Source organism: Mesorhizobium sp. AA22 (genome assembly GCF_001672375.2).
In the GTDB taxonomy this organism is placed as follows: domain Bacteria; phylum Pseudomonadota; class Alphaproteobacteria; order Rhizobiales; family Rhizobiaceae; genus Mesorhizobium; species Mesorhizobium wenxiniae.
Genome location: NZ_CP048406.1, coordinates 6,165,970 through 6,181,228 on the forward strand (window position 1 = coordinate 6,165,970; position 15,259 = coordinate 6,181,228).

Genomic DNA, 15,259 nt, shown 5'->3' on the forward strand with positions numbered 1-15,259 from the left:
AAAATGACCCGGACGAGGGCGCAATGACATTGCTACCGTCTTCGTTCGTGCACTGCGTCAACACGCCCGTCTTCAGGGAAACCTAAGGTGGTCGCTTACCGAGGACTGGCCTGCAAAAATGGAAGTTCACTCGTATCTCGCGAAGAAGGAGAAGTTTAATCATCTTCTTCTAAACTTCCCGCATGAGCAGGCTTGCGATCGACAATATTGTCATCCATCTGAAAGCGATACCGTGACGCGCCCCTTAGTGACGGAACACGTGCGGGGTTTGCTCCGGTACCTCTCACATCCATTCGAGCGCGCCAATGAGGATCTGGCCGTAGCCTATTTCCGAAGCATCTTTGGCGAAGCTTTTCAGCGCCAGGCCGACGCCAAGCGCGCCGATGGCTACGTCGCTGGTGCATTTGTGCTTGAGTTGAAGGGTCGGTCCAACGATTGGCTGAGTGGGCTCCTCCAAGGTCTCGCATATCAGAACGAGGAGCTCGACTTCGCACAGGTCGTCGTCGCCGCGAAGAGCTTCTTGGCAATCTGGCAGGCAAATGAAATCCCGGTAGAGATCCGCTCAGCGGTAGCCGCCGCAACGGGAGCTCCGAACAAGATCGGGCGCGAATTGGCAAAGCGGTATGCTGCCCGAAGGAGCGAGCTCCTTCACTTGGCAGCCTGGAACGGCTCTGATTTATTTACGCCCCTGTTCGAGAGCCAGCAGCAGCTAGTGGCAGAGAGGATCCAGGCCTTCGAGGACGTGCTCCGCAGCGGGAAGCGGGTCCGCCAGAAAATCACGGTGCGGAATTTCACCAACGTACTTCGTGAGATGGTGCCATACTTTGAGGCAGAGGCTCCTGTAAAAGCGGTGCGAGCCTTCTTCAGTATGATCTATGCTTGGAATGAGACTTCAATCGTCCAGATCAGTAATCGTGTCCCGGATCAGGCTGCACTGGGTGGTGAAACAATCGCGAGCCTTGTTCCGGCCATGCGGCAAAGATTCAAGGCGTTCGTGGAGGCCCGCTTCGTCTCGCTCGACGCGAATGCAGATTACGATGATTTCTTCGCACGCTATGACGAAGCGCTGGATGCTGTGGATCCGGAGTTTCGTCGACGGCATGGGATCTTTTTCACTGACCTAAGCCTGTCTAAGTTCGCCATGTGGATAGCGAAGCAGCATATTCCCGGACTAGGAGAGGATTATCTGGTCATTGACCCGGCATGCGGGAGCGGAAATCTGGTGACCAACTGGCGTTCACCACTTGAACTCCGGCACAAGGTTGTCAGCGAAATCGAACCGGAATTGTTGTTTGCTGTCGAACAGCGGATGAAAGGCGACCTTTGGCATAACGGCCGCTTCACCATAGTGCCGAGGGTGTCAGAAAACCGAGGGCTCAACTTCCTGGACCGGAGCGCTGAAGCCTATTTGGACGAACTACGGGCAGCACTGGCCGACAAGGGGCACGCACCAGATAAGCCGCTCGCCATATTATGCAATCCGCCATACCGCAGCGATGACGACCAAGCTGCCGGGGCTATTCCGTACGCCATCCATCCGACGATCTTGAAGCTGACAGGAAGCGACGCATCGAGCGAGCGTTATTGTTGCTTCTTGGCTCAGATGAAACTGGTCTGCGAGGCAGCTCGCTCCAGCGGACTGCCGGGAAATTCGCTCCTACTTCTGTTCACCAAATCTGCATGGCTGACGGACCGTGCAATCTTCCGAAAAATTCGCAGCGAAATGGCTGGCAGCTTTGAGGACGTCTCGGCCGTTCTCGTTAATGGGAGCGAATTCTTCGATGTCCGGGGATCATGGCCAGTCGCATTCACGATCTGGCGGTACAAAGGAGCCACTCAGGTTCTCGACGATCGTCGACCAATTCCGATCAAGGACCTAACGTGGCTCAAGCACCGCGACCTTTCTGAAATTCCCTGGGCAGATCCAGCGGCAGCTGAAAAAGCGTGCCGGAAGGTCATGAATGACGAGCGCTCCAAAGTAGTTGAGCTTGGGCGGGCGCGACCCAGCATACGAAGCTGGTCTGGAATTTCGATGACTGACTTCAAGCGCGACCGAAGGCGCTCGGAAGCCGGACAAGAGATTGTTGGAGGCTTGCCTCTCAATGACGCGCGGCGAGCTAACAAGAAGACGTACGGCGAAGCTAGTGGGCAGTACGCCGGGTTCATGGACGATCTTACGCCATGTCGGGTGAAGCGCTCCGCTCCAAGCAAGCCATGGTTTCGTCTAAATAGCCAGTTTATGGATGTCAAAAGGAACCGTTGCTTCTCGGGCCCCCCGACTCACTGGGGATACTGCGCACAGGACCTGGAGGCCGCGCAGAAGCTTTTCTTCTGGTATTCCCTGGCCCGAACCTTTGTTCAGATCCCATACCCCATGTGGACGGACGCCGATGATTTGTGGGCGCCTGCCATACCTATTCAGTTGGAGCCTCGCGTTCTCGCATGCAGTTCGGCCATCGTCTTCGCCGAGAATGAATGCGTGGAAACCTACTTCCCGGCGAACAATCCGGTCAGTGGGACTCAGGAGATACTTGTCAGGAATCCGCTTTCACCGCTGGACCCAGACTCCTTCTGGTCACAGACGATCCGACCTCGAATCAACGCGGCAGCGTCTCCGGCCGGGCTCGCTCTAATCCAGAGTGTGGACGAAGTGTTCGCTCGTTGGAGCCAATTCCTTGGACGCCGGCGAGAGCTGCCTATCCAGTACGCTCCGCCCTACTTTGTCGATGAGCGCAGCCTCTCCCTTACCGCCGGCTTAGTTCAGATTCGGGACTACGCACGCCACCAGCAGGTTGAGAGCCTTCTAGCTGCGTTAGCTGTCGTGCAAACGCGGCTCAAGGCAGCGAAAGCCGAGTTCTATGACGTTGTCACGGCAGAGTCAGGATTAAATTACTTCGGTCGTGTTCCCCAACGTGGGCGGCTGGAACTTCCTACTGCAACTAGCTTCCAAAAGGTTCTCGCCCGTCGTCTGGCCGTGGCAGGGCTTCTTGTGAAGGAGCTGCACGACGATCCGAACTTCGGCCGCACGAAATTGGCAAAGTTATTCTACCTCGCAGACAAGAGCGCCAGCCTCCAGCTTCAAACGGACTATGCTCGAGACGCTGCGGGCCCGCTAGATCAGCGCGCACTGTACAATCAGCGAGTCGGGGTCGAAGCTCTGGCGGTTCAGCATCAGGTTTTCAAGTCCAAGCAGAGCGGCCGAATGGTGCGATACGAGGGCTTGGCCAAGCTGGGAGCGATCGGCGTTTTTGCTCGTGAACACCTTGGCGACAAAGCAGATCAAGTTATGAAGGTGATTGATACCTGCAGAGGTCTAACCACCGATCAGTCCGAGATAATTGCCACGCTTCATGCATGCTGGAACGATCTTATAATTCGGAAGGAGCCGGTTACTTACGCCTCTATCATCGACGAGTTTCTTGGCCGTTGGCACCCTAAAAAGGCTCGGTTCTCGCAGGGCCGCCTGCGTAAGGCTATCCAATGGATGCACGGTCACGATTTAGTGCCAACGGGTACTGGCTCCCTCACCAGTGCGAAGCGATAACGATACCGAGTGTATCAGCGGTTGCGCCTCTCTCGTTAAGCAACCCTGACACAGCGGCGAGGGAACTCCGGGAAAACGTTAGCAGCATTCTCGATTCGCCTACGCGAGGCACATTGCAGCCGGCAGCCTTGGGGCCGACAGCTGACTGGCAGCTTCGGGCTGCGAATATTCAACAGCGGACATTCAGGTTGTTGTGGGCATCGTCGTGACCTGACCCTTTGCTGTCCCTCCCTTCGCGGAGTTGGAAAGGCCTGAACGGGGGTGGAAAGCGGACATATCGCAGAGACAGATGCATAAACGGTAGGGGCGTCGAAGGCTGAACATCATTCCGTCAGGCTATTGAGTCGGGCTACCCGGAAGGCCGGCGCGCGCGAGGTCAGCGGCGGCTTGATCGAGAATGGAAGGATCTCGGAAGTTCCAGGTCTGCCGCCACGACTGGATCGTCGCATCCGGAGTTGACTTGAGCATCTTCTCGACGGCAGCTCGGGCGTCTGCTTGGCGCCCAACACGCATATAGGCGATGGCTAGTTGCAATGGAGCGTCGGCGAATTCCGTGGTCTTCAGCACCTCAACTGCATCTTCGTTTTTACCAAGCACGATAAAGATGAAACCTCGCACGTAGTTAAAGAACCAGGACAACCCCGGATCCCGCGCGGCTGCAGCGTCGGTCAGCTCCAGCGCCTTTTCGGGCTGACCCGCCTGTAGGAAAATACTTCCTGCATCCGTGAGGGTGAAGGCATTATAGGGTGCGGCCGCGATGGCCTTGTTCATTTCCGCAACAGCCCCATCATGGTCCCGCTTGAGCGTCAGAAGCCACGCGTGGAGCCAGTGTGCCAATCTCGCCACCTGCGGGCTTGGGTTCTTGTTTGAAAGGACCTGGTTGACGAGTCGGTCCGCCTCCTGAAGATCAGCCTGCGGGTCAGAACTGTAAAGCAGCGCAACTTTCAACCAGTGAGACCACCCCAACTCCACGGTCAATAGGGGGGAGCCGGGGAACACCTGCAGCCCCTCGCGCGAAATCTCACCTGAACGCTCGAGACCTTCCTTCGTGTAGAGATTCAACTGGCTTTCCGCGCGCAGGTAGTAGTCGTATTCAGCCAGGTTAGTGCTGTCCTTGCCCCAGGCCTTGCTGTAGTCCGATTTGCGAATGGCTCCGAATTCGCCCGTCATCGCCCCCACGATCTTGCCAGTCAACTCATCCTGAAGCGCCCATGGGTCGGTTCCGGCCTTGTCGAAGCGGTCTGCCCAAACATGGTCCCCCGTATTGGCGTTGATGAGTTGCGAAACGATCCGCACCCTATTGCCTTCCTTGCGCACGCTGCCTTCGAGGACATAGCCAACGTCCAGCTCTTTGCCGATCTGACGGATATCGCCTTCCTTGCCCTGGTAAGCAAAGGACGAGGTTCGCGATACGACCGCAATGTCAGAAAAGCGCGAGAGGATCGCGATGACGTCGTTCGCCACTCCTTCTCCCAAGTAGCCTAGAGCACGTCCGGTTTAATCCGGTTCATAGCCTGCGGCCTTGAAGTAGTTTTCGCATTCTGTTGGCGTAAAAAGGTCGACGAGCGCGCCGACGGTGTCCCATAGGGCTGCGATTGTTCGCTCGGCCCTCGCCCGCAGGAGCGCCTTGAGCTTTGCGAAGGCGTTTTCGATGGGGTTGAAGTCGGGGCTGTAGGGCGGGAGGAACATCAGCTTTGCACCGGCGGCTTCGATCGCCTCGCGCACGCCCCCGGACTTGTGCGCCGGCAAATTGTCCATGACGACGACGTCGCCTGGCGTCAGCGTTGGCGCCAGCACCTGCTCGACATAGGCGAGGAACACGACCCCGTTCATGGCGCCGTCGTAGACGAAGGGCGCGGTCATTCCGGTCAGCCTGAGCGCGCCGGTGAAGGTCGTGGTCTTCCAGTGACCGTGCGGCACGCCGGCCCGGCAGCGTTCGCCGCGCAGCGCTCTTCCGCGCAGGCGAGCCATCTTGGTCGACAGCCCGGTCTCATCGATGAAGACGAGCCTTGCCGGATCGAGGTCGAGCTGGCCGTCGAACCAGGCACGCCGGCGCTTCAGGATGTCGGGGCGATCTTGCTCCAGTGCGTGTGCGGACTTTTTTTTGAACGTCCAGCCGTGCCCCCGCAGCCAGTCGCTCAACGTGCTGCGGCCGATGCGCATGGACCGCTCGGCCAAGAGCCGCTCCACCATCTCGTTCAGCGTGATGTCCTTGCGCTCCTCGATCATCCCGATGATGAAGTCGGCATGGGCGTCGAGACGCGAGCCGCGCCGTCGTCCCTGCGGTCGTGGTGTCGTCTCGCCCATCCGGGCTCTGCCGATCCAGCGGATCGCACTCGATATCCCGACACCGAACCGAGCCGCTGCTTGCCGGGCCGATGCTCCTTCACCCGCAGCCTTCACGACACGTGACCGCAGATCCTCACCAAGTGCTCTCGCCATCGTCCACCTCCATAAAAGTGGACGTTGAATCAGCCAAACCGATTCGCGTCACATCACAATCGATTCATCGATCGCCGGACGTGCTCTAGACTCTTATCGGCACTCAGATCCTTGAATGGAAGGACGGCGACAGACGGGATCGTACTGGATCCCCCAGAAGAGGACATTATCAGCGGATAATACAGCGCCACCCATATAGCCACGACGGCCGCCACGATGGCTGCCGGGACGCCAAGTGCCCGCCATAGTCGGCTTGTCCCGCGCTTGTGCAGAATGCGTCGGCGTGGCGGGGCGTCGATGCGCACGTGATAGACATCGACAAGCTCTTCGATGTTCTTGACCTTCTGCTGCCCAGCCGGGTCGAAGGTAAACGCGAGCTTATTCTCCACCTCCTTCGCCACCTTGCCTGATACGCAGATCCCACCCGGGGGCGCGAGTTGCTCCAGCCTGGCCGCGACGTTGACGCCTTCGCCATAGCGGTCGTCGCCGTCCACGATGACTTCGCCAATGTTGATGCCGATGCGGATGTTGAACCTGTCCTCCTCAGCTACAGAGGCGTTGCGATCTGCCATTCCGCGCTGGAGAGACACGGCACATTCGACAGCGTCAACCACGCTTCCGAACTCCGCGAGGAGGCCATCGCCCATGAGCTTGAAGATCCGCCCATGATGCCGCGCAATCTCGGGCTCAAAAAGCTCAGTGCGTCGCGCTCGTAGGCGGTCAAAGGTACCCGCTTCGTCTTGCTCCATAAGTGCGGAGTATCCGACCACGTCGGCGGCCAGGATTGCAGATAATCGGCGCTCCATGTCTTAGCTCCCAACATGAATTCCGCGCCAAACACTGTACATGATTTTGCCGCATGTTTCACGCGACTACAGAGTTGATCACCAAAAGCGTGGTCTGATGGTTGCATGACTCGTTTACGACAACCACAATTCGCTCACGCTTACTTCGCTTGTGTTCTCGGCCACCGTCGCTGCGGCCTCTGTACCTGCGCTATGAATGTCCGCCTAAGGGTCGGATCGCGAAGTTCCCCGCCGCATTAGCGAACGTCCTAAGATGGCGCAACTACGATGTCCAGGGTGGTCGCAGGCAACGTCATCTATCGGGCAACAGGAAAGATCGCCTCAACGCCGACATGCGGCGCCTTGCGGTCCGGCAGATCCGGGGGCCGCAAGTTGACAGTCCGCAATCGGGTCCAAATTCCGAAAAAAGCCGCCGTTATGTTTGCGACCGCCATGACTGGTTCGCGAACGACGTAGAGGGTCTGATAGTTACCCGCGTCTCAGGGCTTCATCTCGATTTCTATAGAGCACCAACCAAATTGAGACGGCAGTCACACGCCTAGTCCTTCAAGCTCGATGGCATCTATGAGTGCCTTCCGATCCTCCCCATTGGTCTGCCGAAGGGTTCGCTGACTTAAGGTGATGTAAAAGTTGATCAGCCTGTCGTGCGCTGCCTTCGCGTAAGAGTTGGGAGCTGTTCTCATCTGATTGGTGTACCCCGTGATCCGGCGTATAAAAATCAGTGGATTGCAGTAATCAGAAATGTCGTCCCAGGCCGTAGTGAGGCCGCGGTTATGGATAAGATGATCCATACGCTGGTCGCATTCGCCTTTGCATACAAAGTGAACGCTCTCGATGATGGGTTCGTCACCAATGCCGTAGCGGGTCGCAAAGGTTATGTTCCTTAGTGTCTCTTTTGTTACGCTAGCCTTAAGCAGGTCCTTTCCGCAGACGTCACAAGGTAGAGACTGATACCGGCCCAGCAGCGGGTGGATGGGCCGTAGAGACGTGTGACTTTTGGGAAGGTGCTGTAAGAGAACTCCGGACAGCCCAGCGTCATGAAAACCATTTTCAATTCGCGTGCCGTCATAGATCTCGTAGGATTCTATTTTCTTTTGGTCGCGAAGCTCTTTAAGCCTCGTGACGAGCGCAGCGCTTGCCATGGTAGAATAGAACCCGATGAAGCCATCCGCTCCATGCTGCTCTAGGCGATCGGTGATGTTGATTTCGTCAGCGGTTCCGACTGACTTCCCACTAGTTGCGTAGTGTTTGCAGCTAACGAGCCAAGTAAATGGCCGAGACGCAAGAGAGCCGCGCAGCTGTTCTTTGACCAAGAGATCGAGGCCGCCATCTGGCCCTTTGGCAGGTGGAATTTCGACGACCAGGCCTAGGGCTACGAGATAGTCTCGACAAAACGCCTCCCAAGCATCGCCGTCAGGGATTTCTTTGAAGTCGATCATTGGCAGATCTCACCAAGCATTGGGTTGCGGAGCCAGATTTCCCGTTTTCAAATCCATACTAGGGCAGTCGACTTGAAACCTGCTTTCCAGGCTGCCTCTTTGAGGCGCCGTTCTGCTTCCAAACGCAGTCGTTTAACGCTGTGCTGATTCTGATACGGATTAAAAATGGGACGAAATGAATCAATCCCGCAGCTTGTACTCCTTACCCGCGAGCACATTGCGGAACAGCCCGACTGCATCATGCGACCATTTCCTCGTCGCCGACTTTTTCCCCGTCTTAATCCGCTCGTGGTAGCAATTGTCAGAGGCTCGCAAGTCTATTCCTTTCTCATCCTTGATCTTTCTAATGACCGGATTCAGGGCGTTCCATCCCTTGAGCTTGAGTTCGTCCGCGACTTGGGTGAGCGTGAAGGGATGCGTTTTGTTGTCGGTGTCAGCCAAGGTTAGACCGAGCATACGAGGGAGCTGTTCGTCGTCCTGAGCTACCTTTTCCAGGGTGGTATAGTCCACCTCCACAGTTCCACGGGGAATGTCTTTGCGCGTGAGTTTCATCAATCTTGCGGCGAGGGCGCGTAGCAGGGCCGGATTGACCTGTTTCAGCTCGTGCCTTGCGGACAGCAACTCGAAAACCTCCTTCAGAGATGAAACATTGAAGACGCGTAGCCTGTATTGTCGACCATCATCTTCGTCGTCGATGGCCACCTCGGACTGCCACGGACCGGCTTTGAGTTCGGCATGCCAAACCACCTGGGCGACGTTACCTACCAATCCACTTTCGTCCGCTACAATCCGCCCTATGTCCTGAAGCAGTGTTCGGACATTCGGATCGCCCAGGCCATAGCCAAAAATGAAGACCGGATGTTCGACAAAGTACGTCAGGAGTTTCGCAGCGAAGTACCGGCTCTGCTTGTGCCAGTTTTCATAGTCGGCGCTGGTGAGAACGAGGCTCTGCGGATCTTCGGTCATGCCATGAATATGGAAGATTTCGCCAAACGAATTGAGGTCGTACCGAAGGACCCCACGCCCGACGATAGGCTCGTAGCCTTCAAAGATCAGCTCGATCATGGAATCGTAGTTGGTGGTGATGATGGCGTGGGGGCGTATATCCCTCAACGCGGATATTTCTTCACTATACTCCGCCGCAAGACCGCGCCGATCGGACGGGGTAATCTTATTTAGATGCTCCGCGACTATCGACTTCATGAACACGTGTCTGTCTGTGCCCTGGAAAAGCGCGGGGTCGAAACGCTCCCTGCCGTCACTCCATGCCCATTCGAACATCAGATCGGCTATCGCGGTACCGATCCTGACTTTGTCATCCCCGAACTTCTGAACGAAATAAGAATACGGCTGTGCGCGATTGCCGACAGTATCGAGGGCATACCTAAGGGCGCCCTCCCAGTCCGGCGCTCCCATGTACCGGCGAGGTAGACCCGAGCCGACGAATAGGACCGGCTGGACGTCGAACTCCTCAATTATCGCCTGGATTGCTTCTGCAACAGTAGTCGCTGAATCCAATTCGCCGTCCGCCACAACGTCCACGGCGCCAATTTCTTCTTTTGCCATTAAACTTGCCCCCATTTTCTTCGATAGCTGGGAATGAGCCCGTCGGCAATCGAATTGGTCTCAATGACCGGCTCAGTGAATGACAGGTTTCAGGAAGCCCGCGGCCGATCGGGAGTGACTGACATTGGGCGCGTTGCCTTCCGGCTGCTACTCGACGAGAGGGGGCCGGTTCCCGCCCGACAGCTTTCTGCCAGGCGAAGTGCCTTAGCTGCCATTCGCTGCGCTCGAAGGCGCGGTGCAGCGGATTACCGACTTCAGACGGCATATTTTTTCAAGCTCAAACCTCATCGGCCACCGATCGCACCCTCGCGTCTCGTGCCCACCGGCGTGAACGATAGGTCGGCGGCATCAACGCTCATTGTTGTCTTCCTCGTATCCAGCCCACTCGTCCTCGGCCGGGGCGTAATACTCGGCCGCATCGTACACCTGCGTGTTGGTATAACGGTCCGCCAAGCCGACCACGGCGAGGCGCGAAAGGCCGTTCACCTTCAATCCGCACGCGATGCACTCGAAGTGGCTGGGCAGACATTCCTGCTTCTCGACAATCTCATCTTCCGCCAGCTTGCGCACTGGCGCCGATACCGGTCCACCGACCACCAGTGCGCGCGAACCACAGGCTGGGCATTGGACCCGGTGCCCTGCATGGCGGCTCGCCCATAGTTCGGCTTGCGCAGCGAGAATGGAACGTTCATCCGCGCTCTTCGCTTTCCACACCTGAGCATGCGCTTCGACATCGCCTTTTACCGCCTTGGCACTTTCGTCGGCCGCCGCCGCAATGATTGCCTCTGCGACCTTTGCCTCGTCGGCGCCCACGAACTCTTCCAGCGTCAGTCCCATTGACGCAAGCAGCACTGCGCACGTCTGGTAGAATTTGGGCTGCCAAGACGATCCCTTTACGCCATCGAAACCCAACTCCCCGGAGTGCAGTTCGGCGTTGCGGCGGCCGGTATGCAGGGCTCCGAAACTTTCGAGTTCGGCGGAGAACTCGGGCAGCATCGCGGCCAGACGCGTGAATACCTCCGACACAGTGATCGACCGGGGCGTAAATTTCTTCACGATAGGGTTGAATCCCAAGGCACTGATGAGATTCGATCCTGCCCGATCGGGTTCCGCAAGCAGCGCGGGATGGATGTTAGCCAACGCTGCGCGTGCAAGTAGTTCCAGGGCTAGGCCTGACCAGAGTGCATGGTCCCATTCGTCGCTGTCGAGGCCATGCGCCTGCTGCATGTACCGCTCGGCTTTGTCGTACAGCGCCTGCGGATTCCACGCAGCCACCAAGTCACCCGGGTTAATCGTCCGCTTCAATTCAAACTCCCCAGGTACACCCGTTCCAGCCGTCGATCCTCTCGACCGGCGGATATGGCTGGCCGCCCATGTAGCATCCGCCAGTTGTCGACGATCAACGTGTCGCCGGCGTCGACTAGCGCCACGGGTACAGGCACAACCGTCTCCAGATGCTCGCGAATCTTTCGGAAGGCGACCTCTCCGACTAGACTCGCCGGCTTCAGGAATACCTCATCCCATCGAAGTAGATGGCCTGTATCAGTAGTCTCCCAGATGCGAAGCAACCGCATCTCACTCGATTGGGGCCTGCGCGGTCGCACCACGGCGCGTTGAACAATGTCGATCGTCACAGCTTCCACTATGGATCTCCCGTCCACTAGCAGCGTCGGCACGTCGTCGAAGCCCCTTACGCAGCGAAGCATAAGGTAGGGCGGCGGCCGCAGCCAATGCGCCAGGTCGGTGTGGAAGGGGAAGCGGCCCAGGCCGAAGATACCGCTGTAGGTGTTCGGCGTCGAGGACGCTCGCGGAACAAGCTGCTGGACAGTCGTCCGGTCCCACGGAGCTATCGGCACACCGAGAGCGGCGGCAACCAAGGCTGCGTCGGCGACGCCGGCGTGACGCGGAAGGAATGCGTACCCATTCGACTCGACTTGGGCCTTCAGCGCCATGCGTGTCAGCTCATCCTCGCAGTCTCTGTCATTGAATGAGGGCACAACTTCATTCGACATCGTGCGACCGGCGCCGTTGCACCGCTGAATGGATCGCCGTACTAACCAGCCGAAGCGACAGGCAGGCAATCATACAGCATGGCCACGATCTCATTGATCTGCAGTCTGCACGTCGATCTTGAGGAGTATCCGCTTCTCAGCGCCTGCCCCAAGCACGACGTGCCATTTCGTGAACCCGACGCCGCCGTCGTAGGTAGCCGGCAGGTTCGACACGAGCGGCACCGCCCGATGGCCAAAAGATCGTTCCGCCTTGGCGTAGACGCTCAACTGAGTAGCTGCCCTCACCACAGTACCCAAGGGTGAATTGCCATACGCTGCATCGAAGGCAGTCGACTCATCGATCTCAACACGCACATTCGGAATGATCAAGCCAGACCAGTTCTCTGACCCGGCCGTCGGGAAATATTGGAATTGGAACCGATCGCCGAGAAAGAGAGCTGTCGGTGCCCCGTCGAGAAGTCCGACAATGACGCTCGCCTCATGCTTGTTGCGAGGCAGGATCAGGCTTCCCGCGGGAGCCGAGGCAAACGTTCCGGCCGTGAATTCTTCAGGCGCAAGCATCGACTACCACCTTTCCTGCAATGGGCGGATCAGGTTCTCCCAATAGCGCTCCGCAGCGCCTTCACGAGAGAGCTTCTTCTCGTTCTGGCCGCCGAAATGCATCATGCCCGTAGTCGTCAGGTAGATTGTCTGATCGTCGGCTTCGACGTTGACAGACTCGTTGATCGTGTTGCTGGCCGTTGTGTGACCTCGGACGTAGTTGATACCCCGCCCGAAGCTGTCGCCGCCCATGTAGATGGTTGCCTTGGCAATGTCCTTGCCATCACGATAGAGGGTCGCGAAGAAACGGTTTGCGTCGACTCGTCGAAACACCCCTTCGATGCCCGGGTTGCGCTCTGCGAGTTCGGCCAGCGAATTCTCGAAGAAGCGCGCCATGAACTCGCATGCTTCCTCTTGGAAGCGATCTTTGTCCCGCTGCGTGAAGGATTTGGCCAAGCGCAGGTTGCTGGAACGTGGCCCTTCAGCGGTGCGCGGCGCTGGCTGGGAAGTGGCCGATGCATCCGTGGCAGGTGCTTGTGATTGCGCCGTCTTGTTCCGTTGATCTGCCGCCTCCCGGACGGCTTTTGCAACCTGAAGGAACGCCTCGTCGATGTCCGCCCACTGGGTGATCGGCTTGCCGTCGCGCGGCACGGCATTGAGCTTGCCAAATGGCGCATGATGCCAGTCACAAGCCCACAGGATGATCGGTATGACGATCGCCTCTTGCGCCTCATGGCGTTCCATCGCACGCTTCATCTCGATGTCGTAGCAGTAGTTGGAAGCTAGGAAGTCGGCGCTGACGAGCAGCAAGATGATGTCGTCGCGGTTGATCTGCTCGTCGATCGCCTGGGCGATTTCCTGGCCGGCTCCGATCCTGCGATCATGCCAGGTATCGATCACCCCTTGGCGCTTGAGCATCGACAGCTGCTTTTCGAGCTGATCCCTCAGCGCCTCATCAGCGTGAGAATATGAGAAGAATACGCCCGTCAATATGTCCTCGTAAAATGCGTTTCGCCTGTGCTGTTCGACCGCAAAGCCACGAATGCCCAAGGCACGTGAACACGATACGGCCCAATTCAACGGAGTAACGTTGTGGTGATCTACATCATACAAGTCTGATTTGCTACGGCTGCTCAATGCTCTGATCGGGGTTGTCCCAAGCCCACCAAATGTGTCCTTCCGGGAAATGACGCGGTTGGTCTCAGCGTTTGAGATGGGGCGCGTTGCTTCCCGGCAGCCTTGGCCGTAAGCAGACGGTACCTTCGGAAATCCAGTTGGTGAACGCCTGCAGATACCGCACCGACCAGCTTGCAGATGCAAATCGAAAGGGAGCGCATCGATCAGCGCAATCCACGCCACTCGCTTAGCCCGGCAAAATGAGGCGCTGGCGAATCCGCTCTTTAATGTCGTCCGGCAGATCAATGTCCTCCAGAGGTTTGTTCACTCCACCTTGGTAGTGCGATGCGCCGAAGATCTCGTTTTGAATTCTGAGCGCGGACTCAACATCGATTTCCAGGACTTCCGCAAGTGCCTGAAAAGTAAGAAACTGACCCGGCCACTTCATTTCTGCCCTGCTGGAAAGAGTCGCCAGAGTCGTCCTGGAAAAATTAAGCCCCGTTGGGTGAAACGCGCTCTCCTGCATGGTTTTGATGTCGCGCGACAAATTCGTCAGGGTCCGCTCGATGTTCTCCAGCCTTTTGATGCCCTGCTCCAGAACCTCTTCATTCGGGGACTTGATCCTGTAGGTGCTGTGAAAATCCTTGAGATAGTATGTGTAGGTTTTCTGGTGCTGCTTACCGTCCTCGTCGGTGTACTGGAGGTGAACGTCCATGCGATCATCCAGATGCCCCTGCAAGAACTCAAACCCCGCGCCTAGGAAGTTTCTCGTCTCACCGGAATGAATGATCCGGAAAGGCTCGGTATAAGGTCGGTCCAAGCCCGGCGTCCATTGCTGTGCGATACTCGTGTTTTCGATGCCCTCAATCTGGATCGAAACATCGAAAATATGTCCGAGTCCTTCGTTCTTGATCGAGAAGGAGACCTTTCCGCTTTCGAAGGCGACGAAAGGCTGGCTCCGCTCGACAAACTGGAGACTCTTCGCCGGATATCCTCCACCTCGAAAGGGAGCAGCGGGTCAATCCGAAAGAGGCGCCGCGCATAAAAGCGCTTGTCGGCGGCCTGATGGGGGGCGTTTCGCGACGGAGGCACGTCAAGAACAAGAAGGTGCCCGCTTTCCACGTCGATGCGCTCAATCGAAATCTGCAGGCTTGGCGAAATCCGTGATAAAAGACCGTCCTCCAGCCACGTTTCGTTTCTGGATGGATCCTGAATCGGACGAATGTCCGAAATTCGCCGTTCGCTGTCTTCCTCAATACCGATGATGAGGACGCCGCCTATCGCGTTGGCGAATCCTGTCAATTCTTTCGAAAGTGTCTCGAAGACCTTTTCATTCTTCTGCTCGAAGAGCCTGGATGATTTGTATTCGAGCGCTGCACCTTCGGCATCACCGCGCTCTTTCATCTCAAGAATATCGTGATTTGTACGCGGTCGAAAGTAGGCCATCCACTGTATCCGTCTGCTCGATAATGCGCGGTTAACTGCGTGATCTTGCCATATAATTCAAAGAAGGATTCCAACACCAGTGGCTTCGTTGAGGATCGAGCCAATGGCCACTGTATTCGTCACGTAGGCGTACGGTGAACTAGGCCGCGGCGCACGTGAGCTTGCGACCAGTCGTCGTGAGCGGAGACCTGGTGCATTCAGCTGAGCTCGTGCGACTAGGCGACGGGCTGCCCTGCCTGAAGCCGTCGCAAAGAGGCGATGCTGGATAGGAACGTTGACTGCGCAACCTCGTCCTGCAGCCTCGCCACGAGTGTTATGTCTGCTTACCGGCGGCGCCATGGATACTAT

Annotated in this window: 10 protein-coding genes and 2 pseudogenes; 1 reads left to right on the plus strand and 11 read right to left on the minus strand. The window is 57.3% G+C overall.

Translation table 11 applies throughout. The features are described 5' to 3' along the window. Nucleotides 1-118: 118 nt before the first annotated feature. A complete protein-coding gene (locus A9K68_RS29215) occupies nucleotides 119-3,544 on the plus strand; it encodes a hypothetical protein (protein ID WP_141246648.1) in 3,426 nt (1,141 codons plus the stop codon). Between the two features lie 336 nt (nucleotides 3,545-3,880). Here the strand turns inward: A9K68_RS29215 and A9K68_RS29220 are convergent. The 11 genes and pseudogenes from A9K68_RS29220 to A9K68_RS29270 all read right to left on the minus strand — a co-directional run. Continuing rightward, a pseudogene (locus A9K68_RS29220) lies at nucleotides 3,881-5,035 on the minus strand (tetratricopeptide repeat protein); the annotation flags it as partial. Nucleotides 5,036-5,041: 6 nt separating this feature from the next. Continuing rightward, nucleotides 5,042-5,986 (minus strand): IS630 family transposase, encoded by a 945-nt coding sequence (locus tag A9K68_RS29225; protein ID WP_163603094.1) that lies wholly within the window; start codon nucleotides 5,984-5,986, stop codon nucleotides 5,042-5,044. A 77-nt stretch (nucleotides 5,987-6,063) separates the two neighbouring features. Continuing rightward, nucleotides 6,064-6,792 (minus strand): annotated as a pseudogene (locus A9K68_RS29230) (adenylate/guanylate cyclase domain-containing protein); the annotation flags it as partial. 530 nt (nucleotides 6,793-7,322) lie between these two features. Next, nucleotides 7,323-8,231, minus strand: coding sequence for a restriction endonuclease (locus tag A9K68_RS29235; protein ID WP_065008522.1), 909 nt, complete (start codon nucleotides 8,229-8,231; stop codon nucleotides 7,323-7,325). 180 nt (nucleotides 8,232-8,411) lie between these two features. Then, entirely contained in the window at nucleotides 8,412-9,797 is a 1,386-nt protein-coding gene (locus A9K68_RS29240; protein WP_163603095.1) for an SIR2 family protein, read from the minus strand. 348 nt (nucleotides 9,798-10,145) lie between these two features. Further along, the gene (locus A9K68_RS29245; RefSeq protein WP_065008523.1) at nucleotides 10,146-11,102 is read right to left on the minus strand and encodes a hypothetical protein; all 957 of its coding nucleotides are present in this window, start codon (nucleotides 11,100-11,102) and stop codon (nucleotides 10,146-10,148) included. Next, entirely contained in the window at nucleotides 11,099-11,749 is a 651-nt protein-coding gene (locus tag A9K68_RS29250; RefSeq protein ID WP_065008551.1) for a TauD/TfdA family dioxygenase, read from the minus strand. The genes A9K68_RS29245 and A9K68_RS29250 overlap by 4 nt, the downstream gene beginning before the upstream one ends. A 150-nt stretch (nucleotides 11,750-11,899) precedes the next feature. Further along, nucleotides 11,900-12,370: a hypothetical protein gene (locus tag A9K68_RS29255; RefSeq protein WP_065008524.1), complete on the minus strand. Its 471-nt coding sequence runs from the start codon at nucleotides 12,368-12,370 to the stop codon at nucleotides 11,900-11,902. Between the two features lie 3 nt (nucleotides 12,371-12,373). Then, nucleotides 12,374-13,339, minus strand: coding sequence for a toll/interleukin-1 receptor domain-containing protein (locus A9K68_RS29260; protein WP_065008552.1), 966 nt, complete (start codon nucleotides 13,337-13,339; stop codon nucleotides 12,374-12,376). Between the two features lie 373 nt (nucleotides 13,340-13,712). Beyond that, entirely contained in the window at nucleotides 13,713-14,180 is a 468-nt protein-coding gene (locus tag A9K68_RS29265; protein WP_065008525.1) for a hypothetical protein, read from the minus strand. 41 nt (nucleotides 14,181-14,221) lie between these two features. Beyond that, nucleotides 14,222-14,911 carry an ATP-binding protein gene (locus tag A9K68_RS29270; RefSeq protein ID WP_082982395.1) on the minus strand — a complete coding sequence of 230 codons (690 nt, stop codon included), beginning with the start codon at nucleotides 14,909-14,911 and terminating at the stop codon, nucleotides 14,222-14,224. Nucleotides 14,912-15,259: the final 348 nt, after the last annotated feature.